This is a genomic window from Pseudomonas sp. 9.2(2024), from assembly GCF_039695385.1.
Lineage (GTDB): Bacteria > Pseudomonadota > Gammaproteobacteria > Pseudomonadales > Pseudomonadaceae > Aquipseudomonas > Aquipseudomonas paraglycinae.
Map to the genome: position 1 here is coordinate 1,215,488 of NZ_CP155585.1, position 14,833 is coordinate 1,230,320.

The window sequence follows — 14,833 nt, forward strand, 5'->3', positions numbered from 1 at the left end:
TTAGTTGTGAGGTACGACCTCGTGAGTCGTGCCTGCGGATACTTATGCAGGGCCCATACCCAATGCAAGATCCAGAGCGCTCGGCGGCGTCAAAGCGTGGCACGAACGTACCTTAATGTCGCATCCGTATAACTTCTGACGCATTTGACCGTTTGCGGACGGTTTTTACGGTGCAAACGAAGCCCCAAAACGGTGCATTGGTCACGTTGTGCGCGCCGGATTGGGGCCGGGTGTTACTTATTTATACCCACGCCATAGAAGGGGGTTAGACCGAACGGGCTGATCTTGAAGTCAGTGACTTCCTTGCGCAGCGGCTGGAACACCGTGGAGTTGGCGATCGGCGTGATCGGTACCTGCTGTTTAAGGATGAGTTGCGCCTGTTGATACAGTTTTACCCGCTGCGATTTATCGGTGGACACCTTGGCCTGCTGCACCAGCTTGTCGTAGGCCGGGTCGCACCATTTGGCGTAGTTGCTGCCCTTCACCGCCGCGCAGCTGTAAAGCACGCCCAGCCAGTTGTCCGGGTCGCCATTGTCACCGGTCCAGCCGTAGATCATCGCGTCGTGTTCGCCATTCTTGGCGCGCTTGATGTACTCGCCCCATTCATAGCTGACGATGTTGGCCTTGATACCGATCTTCTCCCAATCCTGCTGGATCATCTGTGCCGACATCCGCGCATTCGGGTTCGAGGCGCGTTGCACGGTCATGGCCCAGAGGTTGATGGTTGTACCCGGTGCAACCCCGGCTTCCTTGAGTAGCGCCCTGGCTTTCGCAGGGTCGTGCGGTGCGTCTTTTATGTTCGGATCGAACGACCATTGCGCTGGCGGCAAGGCGTTTTGCGCCAGCTGCCCGGCACTCTGGTAAACCGCCTTGATGATCGCCGGTTTGTCGATCGCCATGTCGAGTGCCTGGCGCACTTTGAGCTGATTCAGCGGCGGATGGGTGGTGTTGTAGGCGAGGAAGCCGAGGTTGAAACCGGCCTGTTTCAGCACCCGCAGATTCGGGTCTTTTTCCATCACTTCGATGTCGGCCGGGCGCGGGTAGCCGCTGACCTGGCATTCGCCGGTCTTGAGCTTTTGCAGGCGAACGGCGGCATCCGGGGTGATCGAGAACACCAGGTTGTCGAGCTTCACGTCCTCGGGTTTCCAGTAGTCCTTGTTCGCCGCGTAGCGGATCTGCGCGTCCTTCTGATAGCGCTTGAACACGAACGGGCCGGTGCCGACCGGTTTCTGGTTGAGGTCTGCTGCTTTGCCTTCCTTCAGCAATTGGGCGGCGTATTCGGCCGATTGCACCGAGGCGAAGCTCATGGCGAGGTTTTGCACGAAGGCGGCGTCGACGTTGTTCAGGTTGAAGCGCACGGTGTTTTCGTCGAGCTTTTCCACGGATTTGATCGTGGTGTTCAGGCCCATGTCGGTGAAGTACGGGGATTCGGCGGGGTAGGCCTTGCGGAAGGCGTTCTCCGGATCGAGCAGGCGCTGGAAGGTGAACAGGACGTCGTCGGCGTTGAAGGTGCGGGTGGGGGTGAAGTAGTCGGTGGTGTGGAATTTTACGTTTTGGCGCAGGTGGAAGGTGTATTGGAGGCCATCCGGGCTTACGTCCCAATTGGTCGCCAGGCCGGGTTCGATTTCGGTGCCGCCGCGTTTGAATTGGGTGAGGCGGTTGAAGACTGTTTCGGCGGAGGCGTCGAAGTCGGTGCCGCTTGTGTACTGGCTGGGGTCGAAGCCTGCGGGGCTGGCTTCTGAGCAGTAGACGAGGGTTGTTGCTGCGTTGGCGATTGGGGTTATGGCGGTCAGGGCCAGGGTGATCAGGAGTGGTTTTAGGGTGGATCTATGCATGTGTGGCCCGTGGGTTTTTAGGTGGTTGTTGTTTGAGGTTAGCGGGGATTTGAGGGGGATCGGAAATATCGTTTTTTGAAGGGATGCGTCTATCTCGGTATATCTGGGGTGATTGGGTGTATATCCGTTGCTGCGGTAACGGCTTCTTAGGGTTCCGCCCTTACGGCGGGTCACTTTTTACAAACGCCTAAAAAGTAACCAAAAACGCTTGCTCCTGCGTTCGGCCCCTCGCTAAGGCTCGGGGTTCCTTCGCTCCGGGATTTATCCGGGGGGCATCGCCTACGGTTTGCTTCGCTGCACCTCCTCTCGATGTGTTTGGCTTCGCCAAACGGTCGCTGCGCTCCCACCTCCGGATAAATCCCTCCACTCAGCCTTCCGACGTCGCCCGTGGATCAAGATCAAAAGCTGCAGCCGAGCTAACGCTCATCCTGTTGAGTGGTGGTGGGGCAACAGCTAGAGCGGTTTGTGTGCTTTTCGGATTTTGAATTCACCTTCGATATCTCACGTCGGCGTATTTCATTTAAACGACGCGGTCAGTCCCCTCTCCCTCCGGGAGAGGGCTAGGGTGAGGGCAGCTTTTGATCGTTCCCACGCTCCGCGTGGGAATGTAGCCCGGGACGCTCCGCGTTCCATTTTCGAATGTTTAAAGATGTGTGGGATTCACCGAACCTTCCCACAATGTTTTCAGGTTGTCCGTCGGAAGCACGATCCCTAGTCTTTGGTTGTCGCAGAAGACTCTGCGATCGGGAGGTGAGATTCCCGGTTACTGAATTTGGAAACCAGAGCAAGCCGCCCCATAATCGCCGCCAGTTCATGCTGTCGGCAGTTCTTTATGGCGGCTATGTACGGGCGGATTTCGGTCCGGCCGGGTTGGTTTCCTTACCGGTAATCTCACTCCGTACATAGTTGCCACCTCATTTCTCGAGTGAGATCGGAAATGAGTGGCGCAAATTCATAAGGAAATGCTCCATGAACAAGCCCGTACCCGACCCACCCCTCGAATCACCAACGCCCCTCGAAGAAGCCATGCGCGCCGAAGACCTCGCCCGCAACCGCGAAGCCATCAAACGCGCCCTCGACTATTACCTGTGCCCCAACCCTTCCAAACCGCGCCCGAGCACGATGTACATGGTCACGCCCAACGTCGACACCGAAAGCCTGCTGGCCAACGCCTGCGAATCCCTGGCCTCGGCCAATACCATCGCCAGCAATTTCGCCAATGAGCTTTCGGGCCCGCAGCGCAGTACGGCGCTCGGCATCCAGCAGATCATCATGCTGGCCGAGCTCGCAGTGAACCGCGCGCTGGACCGGGTTGATCCGCAAACCTGACAACACAAATCCCAGGTATAAAAAAACCGGCGATCATCACTGATCGCCGGTTTTTCATTCAGTCGTCATTCAATCACTGCATCAACACTTCAATCGAGCCATCAGCGGTCAGGCTGACCTGGCTGGTGCCGGCTTCGACTTCAGGCGTGACCGGTGCTGCGTCCATGCCGGCGGCTTTCATCATGATCGGGGCGCGCATGTACGGTTGTGGGAAGCCGTTGCTGTTGAGGTTCAGGTTGACGATTTTGTAGCCCTTGCCGCCCAGGGCGTCGGTGGCCAGTTGGGCGCGGGCCTTGAAGGCGGTGACGGCTTCTTTCAGCAGTTTGTCTTCGCTGGCCTTGCGGGTCGGGTCGGCGATGGCGAAGTCCATGCCGCCCATTTTCAGGTCGTTCAGCAGCTCACCGGTGAGTTTGGACAGGGCGGCGAAGTCGGCGCTTTCCAGGCGCAGCTCGGCGCGTTCGCGCCAGCCGGTGATTTTCTGGCCTTTGGTGTCGTAGATCGGGTAGCTGTTGCGGCTGCCCTGGCGCAGGGTGATGTCTTTGACTTGCTTGGCCTGGGCCAGGGCCTTGTTCATGGTGGTGCTGACGTCGGCGGCGAGTTTGGCTGGGTCGGTGTTCTGTTCTTCGGTGTAGAGGGTCACGATCATCAGGTCGCGGGCCACTTCCTGGCTGACTTCGGCGCGCAGGGAAATCTGGTTGTAGTGCAGCTCATCGGCGGCCAGGGCCGGAAGGCTGGCGATGCTGCCGACGGTCAGGGCGAGAAGGGCGGCGCTGCGGCGAAATGTGTGCATGAAAGCTCCTTGATGAGGGCGCAGGTGATGGTTCGGGGGCCTGCGTGAAACCATCAGACTCTAGCTTTTATGATCCGGTTCGCCCAGTTACAACTTCTATACAGATGGGCCTTATAGCCGCCGCGACGCTTTTTGCCATGTGGTCGTTTGCCGCACTTTCGCCTCTCAAGCCCGCGCCTTGGTTATACTCCGTGCGATCCGCCTGGAGCGCTCATCAGGAGAGCTCATGCTCGCCCCCGTACAACTGACTTCCGCCACTCGCCAGAACCTCTGGCGGCTGACTTTCATCCGCACCCTGGTGCTCGCCGCGCAGGCCGGCTCCGTGGGCCTGGCCTACTGGCTGGATCTGTTGCCGTTGCCGTGGGTGCAACTGGTGATGACCCTCGGCTGTTCGATTCTGCTGTGTGTGTTCACCGCCGTGCGCCTGCGCACTTCGTGGCCGGTCACCGAGCTCGAATATGCGTTGCAACTGGCCTGCGATCTGGTTATCCACAGTGCCTTGCTGTATTTCTCCGGTGGCTCGACCAACCCGTTCGTTTCGTATTATCTGGTGCCGCTGACCATCGCTGCGGTGACGCTGCCATGGCGTTATTCGGTGGTGCTGTCGGGCATTGCGCTGGCCTTGTATACATTGATGCTGACGCACTTCTATCCGCTGGAAACCCTGCCGGTGGCCCGGGAGAACCTGCAGATTTACGGCATGTGGCTGAGCTTCGCTCTTGCAGCCGCGGTGATTACGTTTTTCGCCGCGCGGATGGCTGAAGAGCTGCGCCGGCAGGAAGAATTGCGTGCGATCCGGCGGGAAGAAGGCCTGCGCGATCAGCAATTGCTGGCCGTTGCGACTCAGGCCGCCGGTGCCGCCCATGAACTGGGCACACCGCTGGCGACCATGAGCGTGTTGCTCAATGAAATGCAGCAGGACCACCACGATCCGATGCTTCAGGAAGACCTGAAGGTGCTGAAGGATCAGGTGAAGCTCTGCAAGGAGACCCTGCAACAACTGGTGCGCGCCGCCGAAGCCAATCGCCGGATGGCGGTGGAGATGCAGGACGTCACCGAGTGGCTCGACGAGGCGCTCAACCGCTGGCACCTGATGCGCCCGGAAGCCAGCTATCGCTTCCAGCGTCTGGGCCAGGGCCCGTTGCCGCGAGTTGCGCCGCCGCCGGATCTGACCCAGGCCTTGTTGAATCTGTTGAACAACGCCGCCGACGCCTGCCCGGAAAACCTTCAGGTGACCCTGGACTGGACCGCCGAAGACCTGACCATCAGCATCCGCGACCATGGCGCCGGTGTGCCGCTGGCCATCGCCGAGCAGATCGGCAAACCGTTTTTTACCACCAAGGGCAAAGGTTTCGGCCTGGGCCTGTTTTTGAGCAAGGCCAGCGTGACACGCGCCGGCGGCTCAGTGAAACTCTATAGTCATGAGGAAGGCGGCACGCTCACCGAGCTGCGCCTGCCCCACGGCGCCCGAGGAGAGCAACATGAGTGACGAAATCCAAGTCGAAGGCGAAGAACTGCCGCATTTGCTGCTGGTCGATGACGATGCGACCTTCACCCGGGTGATGGCCCGCGCCATGGCCCGCCGTGGTTTCCGCGTCAGCACCGCCGGTTCAGCCGAAGAAGGCCTGACCATCGCCCAGGCCGATCTGCCGGACTACGCCGCGCTGGACCTGAAAATGGACGGCGACTCCGGTCTGGTCCTGCTGCCGAAGCTGCTGGAGCTGGACCCGGAAATGCGCGTGGTGATCCTCACCGGTTACTCGAGCATTGCCACCGCGGTTGAAGCGATCAAGCGCGGCGCCTGCAATTACCTGTGCAAACCGGCCGACGCCGACGATGTGCTGGCAGCGCTGCTGTCCGAACACGCCGACCTCGACAGCCTGGTGCCGGAAAACCCGATGTCGGTGGATCGCCTGCAATGGGAGCACATCCAGCGTGTGCTGACCGAGCACGAAGGCAACATCTCCGCCACGGCCCGCGCCCTGGGCATGCACCGCCGCACCCTGCAGCGCAAATTGCAGAAGCGCCCGGTTCGTCGCTGAACCTGCGCTGAACGACCATCGCCAGCCCTCGCGATAAAGCGCACCGATCATCTATGATCGGTGCGTGTCTGTTCTTTTCTTTATCGAGCCTTTTCCATGAATCAGAACGCTGAATATTCCGCGGTCAACGATACCGTGCGCGGGCAGTTTTTTCGCAAGGTGTGGGCCATGACCACGCCTTACTGGCGCAGCGAAGAGAAGGGCAAGGCCTGGACGTTGCTGATCGCCGTGATCGCGCTGACGTTGTTCAGTGTGGCGATCTCGGTGTGGATCAACAGTTGGTACAAGGATTTCTATAACGCCCTGCAAAAGAAGGATGAGGCGGCATTCTGGCAGTTGATCCTGTATTTCTGCGGCATTGCGGCGGTGGCAATTCTCGGCGCGGTGTATCGCCTGTACCTGACGCAGATGCTGACCATCCGTTGGCGGGCATGGCTCACCGAGAACCATTTCAAGCGCTGGCTCGGGCACAAAAACTATTACCAGCTGGAGCAGGGCGGTTACACCGACAACCCTGACCAGCGGATTTCCGAAGACCTCAACACCTTCACCAGCAACACCTTGAGTCTCGCGTTGGGCCTGATCCGCACGGTGGTCAGCCTGGTGTCGTTCTCTATCATTCTGTGGGGCGTGTCCGGCAGCATCGAGGTGTTCGGCATCGAGATTCCCGGCTACATGTTCTGGTGTGCGCTGCTGTATGCGGCGGTCGGCAGCTGGTTGACGCACCTGATCGGTCGACGCCTGATCGGCCTGAACAACCAACAACAACGCTTCGAGGCTGACCTGCGCTTCTCCATGGTGCGGGTACGTGAGAACGCCGAGAGCATTGCGCTGTACAACGGCGAACCGAACGAGAATCGGCGTTTGAGCAATCGCTTCGGTCTGGTCTGGCACAACTTCTGGGACATCATGCGCGTGTCCAAGCGCCTGACGTTCTTCACCTCCGGTTACGGCCAGATCGCAATCATCTTCCCGTTCATCGTCGCGGCCCCGCGTTACCTGACCGGCAAGATCGAGCTCGGTGAGCTGATGCAGATCAACTCGGCATTCGGCAACGTGCAGGAGAACTTCAGCTGGTTCATCAACGCGTATTCGGATCTCGCCGCATGGCGCGCCACGTGTGATCGTCTGCTGAGCTTCCGTCAGGCGATGACCGACAACGAAGAACGCGCACCGGCCATTGATGTGCAGAATCAGGGCAATGAGCTGAAGGTTCATAACCTGGGCCTCGATCTGGCAGATGGTCGTCACCTGCTGACCAGTGCCGACATGACCGTGGAGCGGGGCGACCGGGTGATGCTCAGTGGCCGCTCCGGCAGCGGTAAATCCACGCTGCTGCGGGCGATGGGCCATTTGTGGCCGGCCGGGCACGGCAGTATTCGATTGCCGGCTTCGCGTTATCTGTTCTTGCCACAGAAACCGTATCTGCCGATCGGCACCCTGCGCGACGCCTTGAGTTATCCACAACCGGGCGACACCTACGCGCCCGAGCGTTATGCACAAGTGCTGGAAACCTGCCGTTTGCCGCATCTGGTGGCTCGACTGGACGAGGCCAATCACTGGCAGCGCATGTTGTCGCCGGGTGAACAGCAACGTCTGGCCTTCGCCCGCGCGCTGCTCTATGCACCGCAATGGCTGTACATGGACGAAGCGACGTCGGCGATGGATGAGGAAGACGAAGCCACGCTGTATCAGGCGCTGATCGACCAGTTGCCGGGCCTGAGCATCGTCAGCGTCGGCCATCGCAGCAGCCTCAAGCGCTTCCATCCACGGCATGTGCGGATCGATGGCGGGCACTTGGTGGAACAGACCGTCACGGCCTGATAACACATCATCCTGTGGGAGCGAGCAAGCTCGCTCTCACAGGATGATGCACTAAGTGATCGTACAACCCGCTTGCGCTATGATGCCCCTCAAGCCGATTTTTCGAGACAAACGCAGATCATGGAAAACCCGATCGACACCCCGCGCTTCCCCCGCAAGCGTCGCAGCCTGGCTCAGGAACTGGTGACGGTGCTGACCGAGCAGATCCGCGACGGTCTGCTCAAGCGCGGCGACAAGTTGCCCACCGAGTCGGCGATCATGGAAGCCCACGGCGTCAGCCGCACCGTGGTGCGCGAGGCGATTTCCCGTTTGCAGGCGGCGGGGCAGGTGGAAACCCGTCATGGCATCGGCACCTTCGTGCTCGACACCCCGAGCCCGAGCGGTTTCCGGATCGACCCGGCCACCGTGGTCACCCTGCGTGACGTGTTGGCCATTCTCGAATTGCGTATCAGCCTCGAAGTCGAATCCGCCGGCCTTGCCGCGCAGCGCCGCAGCACCGAGCAACTTGCTGCGATGCGCGCCGCTCTCGATGCGCTGAACGAAAGTGTCGCCCACGCCAGCGATGCCGTGGCGTCAGACTTCCAGTTCCACTTGCAAATCGCGCTGTCCACCGGCAACCGCTATTTCACCGACATCATGACCCACCTGGGCACCAGCATCATTCCGCGCACTCGCCTGAACTCGGCGCGCCTGGCTCATGACGATCAGCAGCACTACATGAATCGCCTGAGTCGCGAGCACGAGGAAATCTACGACGCCATCGCCCGCCAGGATTCTGATGCCGCCCGCGCGGCCATGCGCCTGCACCTGACCAACAGCCGCGAACGGCTGCGTCAGGCGCATGAAGAGGCCCAGGCGCAGGGGTGATTGTTGCTTAACGAACGAGTTTGACTCTCAGCGTTGGGGATTGCTGAGGGGCGCCGCCGTTTTTGGTGATTCTGTAATCCAGATCGGCACTGGCATCCGTCACCAATCCTTCCTCAAAAACAGCTTTGGGAATCTTGTAAATAACTGGCTTTCCCACCTCGGCTGCGGTCAGTAAACGGGACTTGTCCCATTTGTTACCGGTCGATGTCTTTACGTGCATAGTAATCGTGTCGCCAGCAGCGGCCTGCTGGTTAGGCGGTACAACACCGTGCGCGTCTTCTTTCAGTTTGCCAACGTGGAGTACACCATTCTCGGATTCCTCGAGACCAGGTGCCGCCCAGGTTTTGACTTGTGCAGTCATGATCAAACTCCTTTCACATCCATTTGAACCGTGTAAGAACGCAAACCATGGTGTTGCGCTGATGGAGCCGGTTCGTTAACTCCCAAGTCAGTAAGCCTGAACCCGCCAAGCATTTGCACCTGTCAGAAATGACAGTGGCGACAAGCGGTAGTAGATGGCTCTATTTTGGGAAGGACTCGAAGGAGCAAGATCAGGACTCGATGTACAGTCTCAACGGCTCCCAACGAGGCTCAAGACTGGCCTCGTCTGCAAACTTGTAGCGCAGCTCAACGGTACGGTTCAGGTAATTGTCCACTGGCAACCGCTACTTCACCGACATCATGACCCACCTGGGCACCAGCATCATTCCGCGCACGCGGCTGAACTCGGCGCGCCTGGCCCATGACGATCAGCAGCACTACATGAGTCGCCTGAGTCGCGAGCACGAGGAAATCTACGACGCCATCGCCCGTCAGGATTCCGATGCCGCCCGCGCGGCCATGCGCCTGCACCTGACCAACAGCCGCGAACGGCTGCGTCAGGCCCATGAAGAGGCGCAGGCGCAGGGGTGAACTCTGGAAGGGCGGGAAAACGTCATTCGGTGTCGACGATAGATAGCGGTAATGGCTCTGATGGTTGCGGGGGGCCGTCTATCGTTGCGAGGTAGCTGATTACTACGGACCCACTTTTGAATTGATAGCCGAAAAGGCTTCTTGAATTCAGAGATACCTGTTCCTTTCCGGCTGTCGAGGTCATAAATCTAGTGCCCCATGGAATAGGGGGGCTAAAGCGGTCGGGGTTGACTGCAATTGTTATGTCGATCTGTTGGTTTGCTGCTTTCCCCTCATAAAAGAAATCGAGCAGAAAAACGCTATCCAGTTTTTGGGTGTCCAGCACTCCATTTGGCGCCTGAGGTGCTTCCGCTGGGGCAAGTCGATTTAAAGGGGACACTTGCAGTGTCTGCATGACAAACTCTCCTTGAGTCGGGGTGAGTGCAATCGTATTGCACCCCGCCAGTTGAGCTTCTTTGTGTGCCGGTGCGCCACTGTCAGAAATGACAGTGGCGACAAACGGTCGTCATTGATCCCGTCATGCGTGACGATCAAGCTTCGATGTACAGTTTCAACGGCTCCGAACACGGCTCCAGACTGGACTCATCAGCAAACTTGTAGCGCAATTCAACGGTGCTGTTCAGGTATCTTTCCAGCTCGAATCTCGGGATGCTCAGTTCAATTCCCGTCATGCCGACCATGTCATCCAGTGCGTCATCCCAGACGCCGGTCGGCTCCGACAAACCCTGCCATTCAGGCTCTTCCGGATCATCGCCGAGGATCGGGTACACGTCCCAGTTCGGCGGTGTGTTCTGGCCATCGGGTACCTGAACGATCAGGTCGTCATCCAGCGTCGACAGCCGCAGGATGATCGAATCGCTGGCGTGATCGGGGAATTGCGGAAGGTGTGCAGCGGCAAACGTCATGCTTTGTTCTCCTTGAAAGATCTGCCGCGATCCTTCGCGGCAGTCGTCGCACTTTACCCGGCGAATCGGTGAGGCGCGCCGGGGCAATCTTGTCCGGGCATTTCAACTCTGGGGCAGAATCGAACGATCCACCCTGACCGCGAGTTTGCCCGGGCCGGGCCTGACGTCGAACGTCGCCTGGCCCTGAGCATCCACCGACGTGCGGGCGATGGCCACGCCGTCGCGCAGCAGTTGCAGCGGCGCACCTTTCATCGATTGGCCCGAGGCCAGTTCCAGTTTCAATTTAATCGTCATCGAATCGCTCCTTAATTCGTGTTGCCGCTTGGGTGATAGTCCTTGAGCAGCAGGTAAGTGCTCCAGCCCCACCAGTCGTCGACGGTGGCATTGTCGTTGAGGTTGTTGACGTCCTTGCGCCGCAGCACTTTGTTGTCCTGAAGGCGGAACAGTGGCGAGAAGTTGTTGGCCGGATCCAGCACGGCCGTCAGATCCGGCAGCCGTTGCAGCGCGTTGAAGGTGGTTGGCACATTACCGCTGGAATACGCGGCATACACCTCGTCTGCCGAATCCTGCACCGCGAGAGTCACCTGATTGCGGTTGTCGGCGTCCGTGGCGTCGAAGTAGCGCTTGTCGCCGAACGCCCGCCATTGCTCGCCATGGCCATTACGCACCTTGAGGCCAAACTTGCTGTCTTCGTCGTGCATGAAGCGAGTGATGAGTGAACCCAGGTCGCTAGGTGTCACGGCGGCGGCCATGGCCTTGCGCGGCACCCGCAAATGCCCGGAAGAAAAAAGGTCGGTGAGGTAGTGGTCGGCGAACGCGTTCATCGCGTAGGCCCGTTCCAGTCGCAGTTCGTCCTGACTGGCGTGGGCGGCTGCAGCGGTTTGCAGGGCGGCGGTGTGGCCGGCGATGTAGGTTTGGCGAGCCCATTCGCCGAAGTGGTCGGCGTTGTTCGCGGCCAGTTTCAGGTAGCGACCGAGCGGGAACAGCGCCGAAACGAAACTGCCGCCGCCGGTGATCTTGTTCCACTCTTCCGACAACGTATCTCCCAAAGCGTCATAAGCCTCATGGGGTTGCTTGCCGTCCTTGATCGCCTGTTTAACCGCGTCGATCTCTTTTTGCATGATTGCGAGAATTTGCGTCGCCTCGGTCTTCGAGGTCGTCAGCGCGGCGAGGCTGTCGAAGGCCGCCGTGAAGCGCTGAAGGCGATCGGCCGGGGTCGATCCTTCGTTGATCGGACGGTCGACGATTCCATAGAAATCACCACCCAGCGCCAGCACCTGGCCGTAGGTCAGCGCCAACCCGTTCGGCAGATGCAGCGGCACATTTTGCGCGAGCACCGGCTCGGCGCTTTCAATAAAGCGCAGCCGGGTGTTGTCGCCGATAGCCGTGTGTTCTGCGCCTTCGAAGCGTAACTTCGGTTTGCCTTTCAAGGCTTGAGCGGTCAGGGCGGTCACGGGTTCGACATCGCTGTGCGAGTCGGCGATGTGCAGCAACAGATGCGGATTTTCGGCACTGAAGGCGATGCCGCCGGGGGTGAAAAGGTCATCGAAACGGGCGATGACCGGTGTGGTTTTTTCAAGGCATTTTGTTCGTAGACCGGACATTTCTTTCTCCTTGATATGTCGTCGGCAAGTTTTTATTTAACTGTATGTATATACAGTTAAATCAATCGTAGTCGAGAAATCTCCTACGTCAAAAAGAAATCTTGTCCGACAAAAAATGCCCTCCAGCGATGAAATGCAGTTGACGGTTATCTTTTAAGTTGTACGATGACCTACAACTTCGGCGAAGGCTGAACGGTCCACTCACAAAAAAACGTTGCTACCAGGGTGTTCGAATAATGAATCCACAAGAACTGAAGTCCATCCTCTCCGCCGGCCTGCTGTCGTTCCCGGTGACCGATTTCAATGCCCAGGGCGATTTCAACCGCGCTGGCTACATCAAACGCCTGGAATGGCTGGCCCCGTACGGTGCTTCAGCCCTGTTCGCCGCCGGTGGCACCGGTGAATTCTTCTCTCTGGCTGCCAGCGAATACTCGGAAATCATCAAGACTGCCGTCGACACCTGCGCCAGCAGCGTGCCGATCCTCGCCGGTGTCGGTGGTTCAACCCGCCAGGCCATCGAATACGCTCAGGAAGCCGAGCGTCTGGGCGCCAAGGGCCTGTTGCTGCTGCCGCACTACCTGACCGAAGCCAGCCAGGACGGCGTTGCCGCTCACGTTGAAGCCGTGTGCAAATCGGTGAACATCGGTGTGGTCGTCTACAACCGCAACGTCTGCCGCCTGACCGCGCCGCTGCTGGAGCGTCTGGCCGAACGCTGCCCGAACCTGATCGGTTACAAGGACGGTCTGGGCGATATCGAACTGATGGTGTCGATCCGTCGTCGCCTTGGCGATCGCTTCAGCTATCTCGGTGGTCTGCCGACCGCCGAAGTCTATGCCGCTGCCTACAAGGCCCTGGGCGTGCCGGTCTACTCGTCGGCCGTGTTCAACTTCATCCCGAAAACCGCGATGGACTTCTACCACGCGATTGCCCGCGAAGATCACGCCACCGTCGGCAAGATCATCGACGACTTCTTCCTGCCGTACCTGGACATCCGCAACCGCAAGGCCGGTTACGCCGTGAGCATCGTCAAGGCAGGCGCCAAGATCGCCGGCTATGACGCAGGCCCGGTGCGTGCGCCGCTGACCGACCTGACCGGCGAAGAGTACGAAATGCTCGCCGCGCTGATCGACAAGCAAGGTGCGCAGTAACACAACTCTATAAACAAGGCCGCTGAGCGATCAGCGGCCTTTTGCGTCAGGAGAATGATTCGTGACCAAGCGCTATGACAACTACATCAACGGTGAATGGGTCGCCGGTAACGATTACTCGGCGAACATCAACCCGTCCGAACTGAGCGACACCATCGGCGATTACGCCAAGGCTGACCTGGCTCAGGTCAACGCCGCCATCGACGCCGCCCGCGCCGCGTTCCCGGCGTGGTCGACCTCGGGCATTCAGGCCCGTCACGACTCGCTGGACAAAGTCGGCACTGAAATCCTCGCCCGCCGCGAAGAGCTCGGCACCCTGCTGGCCCGGGAAGAGGGCAAGACCCTGCCCGAAGCCATCGGCGAAGTGACCCGCGCCGGCAACATCTTCAAGTTCTTCGCCGGTGAATGCCTGCGTCTGTCCGGCGACTACGTGCCGTCGGTGCGCCCGGGCGTCAACGTTGAAGTCACTCGCGAAGCGCTCGGTGTGGTCGGCCTGATCACCCCGTGGAACTTCCCGATTGCCATCCCGTCGTGGAAAATCGCCCCGGCCCTGGCCTACGGCAACTGCGTGGTATTGAAGCCAGCAGATCTGGTACCGGGTTGCGCCTGGGCCCTGGCTGAAATCATCTCCCGCGCAGGTTTCCCTGCCGGCGTGTTCAACCTGGTCATGGGCAGCGGTCGCGTGGTCGGTGAAGCGCTGGTCAACAGCCCGAAAGTCGATGGCATCAGCTTCACTGGCTCCGTCGGTGTGGGCCGTCAGATCGCCGTCAACTGCGTGTCGCGCCAGGCCAAGGTTCAGCTGGAAATGGGCGGCAAGAACCCGCAGATCATTCTCGACGACGCTGACCTCAAGCAGGCGGTCGAGCTGTCGGTGCAGAGCGCGTTCTACTCGACCGGCCAGCGTTGCACGGCTTCGAGCCGACTGATCGTTACCGCCGGGATTCACGACAAGTTCGTCGAAGCCATGGCCGAGCGCATGAAGTCGATCAAGGTCGGCCACGCGCTGAAGGCCGGTACCGACATCGGTCCGGTGGTCTCGCAAGCGCAGCTTGAGCAGGATCTGAAATACATCGACATCGGTCAGTCCGAAGGTGCGCGCGTAGTCAGTGGCGGTGGTCTGGTGACCTGCGACACCGAGGGCTACTTCCTCGCGCCGACTCTGTTTGCCGACAGCGAAGCGTCGATGCGCATCAGCCGCGAAGAGATCTTCGGCCCGGTGGCCAACATCGTACGCGTGGCCGATTACGAGGCTGCACTGGCCATGGCCAACGACACCGAATTCGGTCTGTCGGCGGGTATCGCCACCACGTCGCTGAAGTACGCCAACCACTTCAAGCGTCACTCCCAGGCCGGGATGGTGATGGTCAACCTGCCGACCGCCGGTGTCGATTACCACGTTCCGTTCGGTGGCCGTAAGGGTTCATCCTATGGCTCACGTGAGCAAGGCCGCTATGCGCAAGAGTTCTACACGGTCGTGAAGACCAGCTACATCGGTTCGTAAATCGCTGCACCCGCGCCGGGCCTTCGCCTGAGGCCCTGCGCGGCACAAGACCAAAGAATGTTTTACCCGCATAAAA

14 protein-coding genes and 1 pseudogene are annotated in these 14,833 nt (G+C 59.6%); 8 read left to right on the plus strand and 7 right to left on the minus strand.

From position 1 onward, the window contains the following. Positions 1-233: 233 nt before the first annotated feature. Positions 234-1,835, minus strand: a complete 1,602-nt coding sequence (locus tag ABFB52_RS05305; RefSeq protein ID WP_129972357.1) for an ABC transporter substrate-binding protein — start codon at positions 1,833-1,835, stop codon at positions 234-236. 969 nt (positions 1,836-2,804) lie between these two features. On the opposite strand from ABFB52_RS05305, the gene ABFB52_RS05310 reads away from it, so the two are divergent. Then, entirely contained in the window at positions 2,805-3,164 is a 360-nt protein-coding gene (locus tag ABFB52_RS05310) for a DUF6124 family protein (protein ID WP_039769235.1), read from the plus strand. Between the two features lie 73 nt (positions 3,165-3,237). On the opposite strand, the gene ABFB52_RS05315 is transcribed toward ABFB52_RS05310, so the two are convergent. Further along, a complete protein-coding gene (locus ABFB52_RS05315; protein ID WP_129972356.1) occupies positions 3,238-3,954 on the minus strand; it encodes an SIMPL domain-containing protein in 717 nt (238 codons plus the stop codon). 226 nt (positions 3,955-4,180) lie between these two features. Between ABFB52_RS05315 and ABFB52_RS05320 the strand changes: the two genes are divergently transcribed. The 4 genes from ABFB52_RS05320 (at position 4,181) to ABFB52_RS05335 (ending at position 8,687) form a co-directional block, all read left to right on the plus strand. Continuing rightward, positions 4,181-5,443: an ATP-binding protein gene (locus tag ABFB52_RS05320; protein WP_011332442.1), complete on the plus strand. Its 1,263-nt coding sequence runs from the start codon at positions 4,181-4,183 to the stop codon at positions 5,441-5,443. Next, a complete protein-coding gene (locus ABFB52_RS05325; RefSeq protein WP_003221630.1) occupies positions 5,436-5,996 on the plus strand; it encodes a response regulator transcription factor in 561 nt (186 codons plus the stop codon). The genes ABFB52_RS05320 and ABFB52_RS05325 overlap by 8 nt, the downstream gene beginning before the upstream one ends. Before the next feature lie 96 nt (positions 5,997-6,092). Next, the gene (locus ABFB52_RS05330) at positions 6,093-7,820 is read left to right on the plus strand and encodes an ABC transporter ATP-binding protein/permease (protein ID WP_129972355.1); all 1,728 of its coding nucleotides are present in this window, start codon (positions 6,093-6,095) and stop codon (positions 7,818-7,820) included. Between the two features lie 120 nt (positions 7,821-7,940). Further along, positions 7,941-8,687: a FadR/GntR family transcriptional regulator gene (locus tag ABFB52_RS05335; RefSeq protein ID WP_129972354.1), complete on the plus strand. Its 747-nt coding sequence runs from the start codon at positions 7,941-7,943 to the stop codon at positions 8,685-8,687. Between the two features lie 7 nt (positions 8,688-8,694). Here ABFB52_RS05335 and ABFB52_RS05340 read toward each other — a convergent pair whose 3' ends face one another. Continuing rightward, positions 8,695-9,048, minus strand: coding sequence for a hypothetical protein (locus ABFB52_RS05340; protein WP_102686859.1), 354 nt, complete (start codon positions 9,046-9,048; stop codon positions 8,695-8,697). A 287-nt stretch (positions 9,049-9,335) separates the two neighbouring features. On the opposite strand from ABFB52_RS05340, the pseudogene ABFB52_RS05345 reads away from it, so the two are divergent. Next, positions 9,336-9,599: pseudogene (locus tag ABFB52_RS05345) on the plus strand (FCD domain-containing protein); the annotation flags it as partial. Positions 9,600-9,621: 22 nt separating this feature from the next. Here the strand turns inward: ABFB52_RS05345 and ABFB52_RS05350 are convergent. The 4 genes from ABFB52_RS05350 to ABFB52_RS05365 all read right to left on the minus strand — a co-directional run bounded on the left by ABFB52_RS05350 (position 9,622) and on the right by ABFB52_RS05365 (position 12,108). After that, complete coding sequence (locus ABFB52_RS05350; RefSeq protein ID WP_129972353.1) at positions 9,622-9,993, minus strand: hypothetical protein; 372 nt, start codon at positions 9,991-9,993, stop codon at positions 9,622-9,624. Positions 9,994-10,129: 136 nt separating this feature from the next. Beyond that, on the minus strand, positions 10,130-10,504 hold the full coding sequence (locus ABFB52_RS05355) for a hypothetical protein (protein WP_129972352.1): 375 nt from the start codon (positions 10,502-10,504) through the stop codon (positions 10,130-10,132). A gap of 102 nt (positions 10,505-10,606) precedes the next feature. After that, positions 10,607-10,798 carry a hypothetical protein gene (locus ABFB52_RS05360; RefSeq protein WP_102717166.1) on the minus strand — a complete coding sequence of 64 codons (192 nt, stop codon included), beginning with the start codon at positions 10,796-10,798 and terminating at the stop codon, positions 10,607-10,609. 11 nt (positions 10,799-10,809) lie between these two features. Next, positions 10,810-12,108: a phospholipase gene (locus ABFB52_RS05365; RefSeq protein WP_129972351.1), complete on the minus strand. Its 1,299-nt coding sequence runs from the start codon at positions 12,106-12,108 to the stop codon at positions 10,810-10,812. A gap of 236 nt (positions 12,109-12,344) precedes the next feature. On the opposite strand from ABFB52_RS05365, the gene kdgD reads away from it, so the two are divergent. Then, entirely contained in the window at positions 12,345-13,256 is a 912-nt protein-coding gene (gene kdgD / locus ABFB52_RS05370; protein WP_011332448.1) for a 5-dehydro-4-deoxyglucarate dehydratase, read from the plus strand. Positions 13,257-13,317: 61 nt separating this feature from the next. Then, positions 13,318-14,757 (plus strand): aldehyde dehydrogenase family protein, encoded by a 1,440-nt coding sequence (locus ABFB52_RS05375; protein ID WP_085746913.1) that lies wholly within the window; start codon positions 13,318-13,320, stop codon positions 14,755-14,757. The last annotated feature ends 76 nt before the right edge of the window (positions 14,758-14,833 follow it).